The organism is Akkermansia sp. KLE1798, assembly GCF_001580195.1.
Classification (GTDB): domain Bacteria; phylum Verrucomicrobiota; class Verrucomicrobiia; order Verrucomicrobiales; family Akkermansiaceae; genus Akkermansia; species Akkermansia biwaensis.
In genome coordinates, this window is record NZ_KQ971080.1 from 599 (window position 1) to 7,493 (window position 6,895).

4 protein-coding genes are annotated in these 6,895 nt (G+C 41.9%); all 4 read left to right on the forward strand.

Annotation, left to right across the window (positions count from 1 at the left end; all coding sequences use genetic code 11):
• The first annotated feature begins 227 nt into the window (after positions 1-227).
• The 4 genes from HMPREF3039_RS04175 (at position 228) to HMPREF3039_RS04185 (ending at position 6,699) form a co-directional block, all read left to right on the forward strand.
• The gene (locus HMPREF3039_RS04175; protein WP_156473598.1) at positions 228-4,244 is read left to right on the forward strand and encodes an RHS repeat domain-containing protein; all 4,017 of its coding nucleotides are present in this window, start codon (positions 228-230) and stop codon (positions 4,242-4,244) included.
• A gap of 14 nt (positions 4,245-4,258) precedes the next feature.
• Entirely contained in the window at positions 4,259-4,735 is a 477-nt protein-coding gene (locus tag HMPREF3039_RS04180) for a hypothetical protein (RefSeq protein ID WP_067571060.1), read from the forward strand.
• Between the two features lie 1,099 nt (positions 4,736-5,834).
• Positions 5,835-6,158, forward strand: coding sequence for a hypothetical protein (locus HMPREF3039_RS13595; RefSeq protein WP_147549909.1), 324 nt, complete (start codon positions 5,835-5,837; stop codon positions 6,156-6,158).
• Positions 6,159-6,261: 103 nt separating this feature from the next.
• Positions 6,262-6,699: a hypothetical protein gene (locus HMPREF3039_RS04185; RefSeq protein ID WP_067571062.1), complete on the forward strand. Its 438-nt coding sequence runs from the start codon at positions 6,262-6,264 to the stop codon at positions 6,697-6,699.
• The last annotated feature ends 196 nt before the right edge of the window (positions 6,700-6,895 follow it).

Genomic DNA, 6,895 nt, shown 5'->3' on the forward strand with positions numbered 1-6,895 from the left:
ACCTGCGCTTCAATGATTTCAGGCCGGCTACGGAGAAAGAGGTCATCATTGCCCAGGACGGAACGGAAACCGTTCTGAACCAAAGGAGCTACACTTATGAAGACAGCCCCGAAGTCAACCGAACCATAGTGACCGAAACAGCTTTGGGCTCCGACCAGGTTCACACAAGCGTCTCGGAGACTTATGGGGAAGCTGCACAGTACCCCTATGCCCGAGGTAGGCAGAAGATGAGCCAGGGCATCAACGGTGTTCAGACCGTCCATACCTATGAAGTCACAACGGATTATGGCGCTGTTCACAAGGTGACAACAACCGTTCAGGCAAATGGGACCATTGTTTCCGGCCAAAGTACCCGCAGCGTGCAATACATTGCTGAAGACGGCACCACCACCAGACAAGAGCAGTACGTTCACACGAGAGATGAATGGTCTCTGATTTCTTCCGAAGACTACCAATACGACGCCGAGCTCAAACTTGTCAAAACTACGAAGGCCAATGGCAGAACCAGTACCACAGAATGGATGTGCTGCGGGCCCTTGAGAGAAACCGACGAAGATGGCATCACAACCAGCTACGGATACAACACGGCCAAACAACTGGTGGAAACCATTCGATCGGCAACCGAAACCACTCCCGAAACCATCACCAGTTATATTTATGATGCCGCCGGAAGAATCATTTCCACGCGCCGGGATGTCGGGGCCATGACCACGGTTGAAAGTACGCAGTACGATGATCTGGGAAGAACCATTTCCACCACGGATATTCTTGGGAGGGTCACCAGGACCCAATACAGTGACGATCATCTCACTACAACCGTCACCCCTCCTTCAGGTGCTACTTTAATTACTCAAACTTATTATGACGGCACTACCATTCTGCAGACAGGAACCGGTCAGCGGGAAATGGAAACTCAACTTGAGTTGACACAAGAGGGTATCCTCACCACCACTCTGTCCCAGGGAATAATTCTTTCACGTTCCCTTTCCAACGGTTTTGGAGAAATCATCCGGCAGGAACAACCCAATACTCTGGGAGGCTTCATTACCACCAGCAACAGTTACAATGGTAAGGGACAGCTTGTGCATACCCGGACAGAAGACATGGCTCCTACAGTAACTGTCTACGACCAACTGGGCAGCACCGCAAGGCAGACTGTTCTTCTGGATGAACTTTATCCGCATGATCCCTCTAAAAACAGGATATCGGAAAACTCCTCCTGCTACCAGATACGGGAAGATGGCATTTATCAGGTACAAACCTCTACAACCTACAATACCGAAGGACTGCCTCTCACACAGACTACCGAAACCATGGTTTCGCAACTGGACCCTGTAGTGGAAAGCAAGACTCTTATCACTGACATGTACGGTCATCAGAGTGTTCAATGGACAGAATATACTGCCCCCTCCAAGCGTACCCAGTTCAGCCGTATTCCCTCTTCAGACATTGCAGCTGAATCTCTTGCAGTGGATGGTTTTACCATAAGACAAACCAATTATGCAGGAATCTGCTTCTCACAGCAACGTTCTTACTCCTCCACAGGCATGATCCTGAAGCAAACCGATGCCCGGGGCAATGTCACTACCATCGAAACCGACCTGGCCGAACGCGACATCAGGACAACCGACGCACAAGGCAATATCACTTCCACTGCCTATTCCCCCTGCTGTGACGCTCCTGCCTGCATCACCAACACCCTGGAGGGCACCATCTGTTATTGCTATGATATCCGCGGCCGGAAAACAGCCGAATACGGTACTGCTACACAACCTGTGTGCCTCGTCTATGATGAAGCTGATCATCTGATAGCTCTGACCACCTTCAGGGTGGACGAGGGAGACATTACCACCGATCCTTCCAGCCGTACCGACGGAGACATCACCAGGTGGCTCTACGATACAGCTACGGGACTGGAACTCAAGAAAACCTATGCCGATGGCTCCTGTGTTTCCAAAACCTACGACAGGCTCAACCGCCTGGAAACACTCACCAAGGCCAGAGGTATTGTTTCCTCCTATGCCTACGCTCCCCTTACCGGAGAGCTTGTTTCCGTCTCTCACAGCGACAACACCCAGCCATGGCTCTACTCCTACAATCACCTCGGACAGATGATCTCTGTTTCCGATGCCTCAGGAATCCGAGAATTCTCCTATGACGCCTATGGCAGGATGGTTCAGGACACTTCTTTTGGGATCGTAGAAAGCTGCCTCCAGGAAGAATACGATGCCTTTGGGCGTCCCTGCGGATACCGCCTGATGCTTGGTACCCGTACTGTGCAACACTCCCATCTTGACTATGACCACAAAAGTGCCATTATTGGGATGAATATGGAAGGATTGGAAGCTCCCTTTAGGTGGGAGTATGACGAAACCAGCGGCTTCCTCAACAAATTGTCCTATCCCAACGGCATGGTCCGCAGGAATACCTACCATCCCACGCTCAACCTCCTGGCCTCCATCAACTATGAGGATGCCGGGACTGGTAACATGTTGGCCGGACATGCCTATCAATACGATAACCTGATGCGCCCCACCCAGCGCCGGGACTCCTGGGATGCCCCTACAGCAGCGGCCACAAGAAACTTCACCTACAATGGTAGAAGTGAACTTATCAATGATGAGCTCCAGCAAAGAGGCAACTTTGCCTACCGGTACGACAACATCGGCAACCGCAAAATCTCCCGTGAGCTGGAAGAAGAAATATCCTACGGAGCCAACGAGCTCAACCAGTACACAAACATAATTCAGGCGGATGTTTCCTTTGACCCTCTCTATGATGCGGACGGCAACCAGACCAGGATGAAAACCTCAACAGGAATCTGGAATGTTTGCTACGATGCCAATGACAGACCTGTCTCATTCACCAGTGAAGATGGTCGCACCGTCGTCGCCTGCGGCTATGACTACCAAGGACGCCGCTTTGAAAAGAAAGTGACTATCAATGGAACAGCTATTAGCCATGCTTATTACCTGTATCGTGATTACCTGCAAGTAGCCAAATTAGATCTGATGTATCCCGAACCTATACTGGAGAAAAGCTATCTGTGGGATCCGGCAGAACCGATAACCACACGTATCCTGATGATGACATGTGGGAAAGAAAGGGTAACAGAAACTGGAAAACATTTCTACTTCATGCACGACGCCCTGAAGAACGTCACTTCCATTTTTGACGGTCAGCAGGTACGAAGAGCCCTCTACGAGTATGCTCCGTTCGGAGAACTTCTAAAGGTACAAGGAGAAATAGCCCAGAACAACAAGTTCCGTTTTTCTTGCGAGTACATGGATGATGAATTAGGGCTAATTTACTACAATTTCCGTCATCTTAACCCTACTGACGGCAGATGGATTAACCGTGACCTCATCCAAGAACAAGGTGGAAATAACCTCTATAGATTTGTTAAGAATTCTCCTTTTTTTCGTATTGATAAATTAGGACTTAACGAAATTGTTATTAGCGGTGGTTGCAATACAAATATTGGAGGAATTGAGTTTTCAACTATATATTTTGATCGTTTCCTTTCATATCTCGCTTTTTCTGCTATAAAAAAAATATCTGGTTATGGTTTTCATGATCGAAACTGGTCAAATTTTATAACCTCTGCCGAAGAACAAATCAAAAAACGTAAACGATTGATTAAGCCTGGCGAAAAAATAGAATGGCTAGTCGAATATGAAACTTATAGGATACGGGCTATGAATGACATGGAAGACTCTCAACATTACCTAAATCAAATTCGAAAAAAAGCTGCAGAATTAGATGTTGAATTGAGATTCTATAAAACTAAATCAGACTTAGCCTTTCTTGTAAATACAGTTCAGATCTATGAATTAGATAGTATTACAGGGACTGTAACTACAGCTTTCATGGAAAGGACAGGAGAAGACAGAATTTCCCGTTTCGTCTATTATGGCCACGGGTTGCCAGGAAGTTTAAATCCACGATACCCTTTCACAGACTACGGTGTGCCTGACAATAGTTTTTCCATTACTAACAATGATATTCAACAAGGTATCTTTAAGAAAGGAAGTTTTATAAAAGGGGCAATTGTCATTAGCTGTGGATGTAGGACGGCTACTTCACCAGGTCCAGGAAAACAATCTTTTACCCAAGTATGGGAAGGTTTTTTTGGGACAGTTATGTATGGGGTTGATGGGAGAACTGATTATGCAAATCCAAAGAAACCAGTCCCATCAAAAGAAGAAAAAGCAAAATACAAACCAGAAAACCCTCCTCTTTAATCAATGAAAATTAAATGACTAAAAACAATATAATTTATATCAAAAAAATATTTGCTTCAATATTAATCATTTTTTCTATTATTTTATTCACCATTATTTATTTAACATATATAAAAGGCATTATTTTTCTGTGGGAGAGACCCACAGAATATAGGGGAAAAACATTAGAATATCATCATTTCCAACTTATAGATGAAGGTTTTTCTTTTGTCGGATTTCATAAACAATCCGGTATTACTAGTTACCTATATAAAAAAAAAGAAGCCTTGGGGGTATGTAAATATATAGAGTTAGAGAAATATGAAAATTGCGGAATTGATGATGAAGTAGAATCGGCAACGAAATATTTTAAAAATCCTTTAAGAAAAAAAATTTTGGCGCGGTGCAGTATTGAACTAGCTGACGATCCGCCTATAAAAAATAAAGAATTTGAAAATATATATCATAAAGAAACCAATGAATTCGATTCTTCCTTGCTCAATAATCGTTAAGGATGATAGAATTTTTATTGATTATTCTGTTTGCCGTATATTTACCGATAGCAATCAGCAAAATACTTTGCCATTTAATAATCTCTTTTTTTAAATAATGTTACTACACCCTATAGACAATCCTAACATTTGCTATTCCTGTTTCTGATTTTTGGAGCGCTGATTATAATCTTTTTATCAAGATATATATTAAAAAAATCAATACTGTAGAATTCTTATTGAATAATATTTAAATATTTTCTTGTTTCTATCTATAAAACTAACTTATAAAAATTGTGAAAGAATACCATCCATCAGAAAAGGATGAAAATCATCTTCCTGCATCTGGCTTCTGTGATTTCTTCCCCCGCTCTGTGCTTGTGGTGCTAATCCATTGTGAAAAGATACACCATGCTGATGGAAACAGGCAAACTTCAGAATAGTAAACATCCGCAACACGTACTATTTACAGCCGGATTTTAATAACCCTGTGTGGTCTGCAAATATTCCGAATCATCCTTTTATGGGGAGGAACCTTATAGAAAGATGGAGACAAGATGAAAAGGGAAAGAAATAGAGAACCAAAACATTTATTTCATGGATGCGTCAATTTTGAGAAAGGTGTATCCTTTTTCCTTCATCTGTCGCCTTTACCGCGTTCATGATGGTTCATGCCATCTGATTACCCCACGTAAAAATGTATAACCCCCCATTCCCCGAAATGAGAGGGTTTTTCCGGTACAAGGCTGTTCAAAAACGGAATAGAACCTTTCAATCTTCCGGCGCAACGGCCGTGAGGGGGCATTATCCTTGATCCCCTGTCTTTTCCTTTGCGTCGAGGGCCTCAAAACGGGCCAGAACCCAGCAGAGCTCGGACAGGCGGCTCAGGAACAGGGCGATCAACATCTATACGGGTTCCTTGGAAATAATTCTTTAATAAATATTGAAATAACAGGAAAAATATTTTTTTGGTAAAGATATTGTTATCAATGTCACACCTGATATAAAATCAAAATCAGATGCTGAAAGAACAATTAAAGAATACACTTTTAAAGGTATCATTAATGAAATTGATGATGAAGTAAATTGTTTTTGCTGCATCGAGAATCTTACTCTTATTATGCACGGAAACCCTGGTGAAATGGCAATTGTTCCAAAACCAGGAGAAACGATAATTTGGAATAACAGTACAGATCCAAAAAAAGCTAATAGAATTTATGAAGGAAATGTTACTGAAATGGTAAAAGCTCTTAAAAATGAAGAGACATTCTGCAGTAAATGTTTTATCTATTTAGTATCTTGCGAGGTGGGATTGGGAGTATTACCTCAAAAAATAGCTAATGAAAGTAAGTGCACTGTTTACGCTCCAAATGGTTATGCTGCTATTGGAGAAGACGACAATCCGCTACATTCAAAGGTTTTTACAAAAAAATTACCAAAATAATAAATGGAAAAAGTGTCGATGTTGGTGATCCAACCTCTTTATTACCGCAAGGAATTGGTTCAGGGTTATCATTTTCAGAATTTAAACCTCAATCTTAATCTTTATGAAAAAAATTATATCTATCATTTTTAGTTGTTTTATTTGTCACGTGGGTTATTCAGAAAATAACCTTGAGTATATTATCCAACTTAACGAAGCATTATACAATGCACTCCATGAAAAAGACCAGAGAATATCTGGGTTCTTTTTCCCCGGTAAAAAAGAAGATACCTTTCATTTTACACCAGTAGAAAAAAAACTAATCGTCAATGCATTAAAAAAACAGGTCGCAATGTATATGAAGAAAGGAAAAACTGATAGTTTTAGAACGGAGCTTACCCAAGCACCTAGTGCTGTTTTGTATATTGGTGAATGCCAATTGTATTGGTATGGACAACCTGGTAATAAAGAAGGAGCGGACATGTTAATATACCAAGGAATTTTATTTAAAGTAAATAGAATTGACAAAATATTGTCAGATAAGAAAAATTCTAAAAAATAAATCGTAACGCCAGTTGAAAATAATGAATCAAGCAAAGAATTAACTAATTATTTTACTCAAATAAAAAAGAGACGTCCTACCAGATTGGCCGGACGTCTCTTTAAAAATTTGGTACTCCATCACGGGCTGGAACCGTGGACAAATTGATTAAGAGTCAACTATTCTACCAACTGAGCTAACGAGGCGTTTGATGATG

Bases quoted from the DNA above. Each gene is read 5' to 3' on its own strand.
- HMPREF3039_RS13595 (WP_147549909.1), top strand. From the start codon at position 5,835: ATGCACGGAAACCCTGGTGAAATGGCAATTGTTCCAAAACCAGGAGAA.
- HMPREF3039_RS04175 (WP_156473598.1), top strand. From the start codon at position 228: ATGAGCCAGGGCATCAACGGTGTTCAGACCGTCCATACCTATGAAGTC.
- HMPREF3039_RS04180 (WP_067571060.1), top strand. From the start codon at position 4,259: ATGACTAAAAACAATATAATTTATATCAAAAAAATATTTGCTTCAATA.
- HMPREF3039_RS04185 (WP_067571062.1), top strand. From the start codon at position 6,262: ATGAAAAAAATTATATCTATCATTTTTAGTTGTTTTATTTGTCACGTG.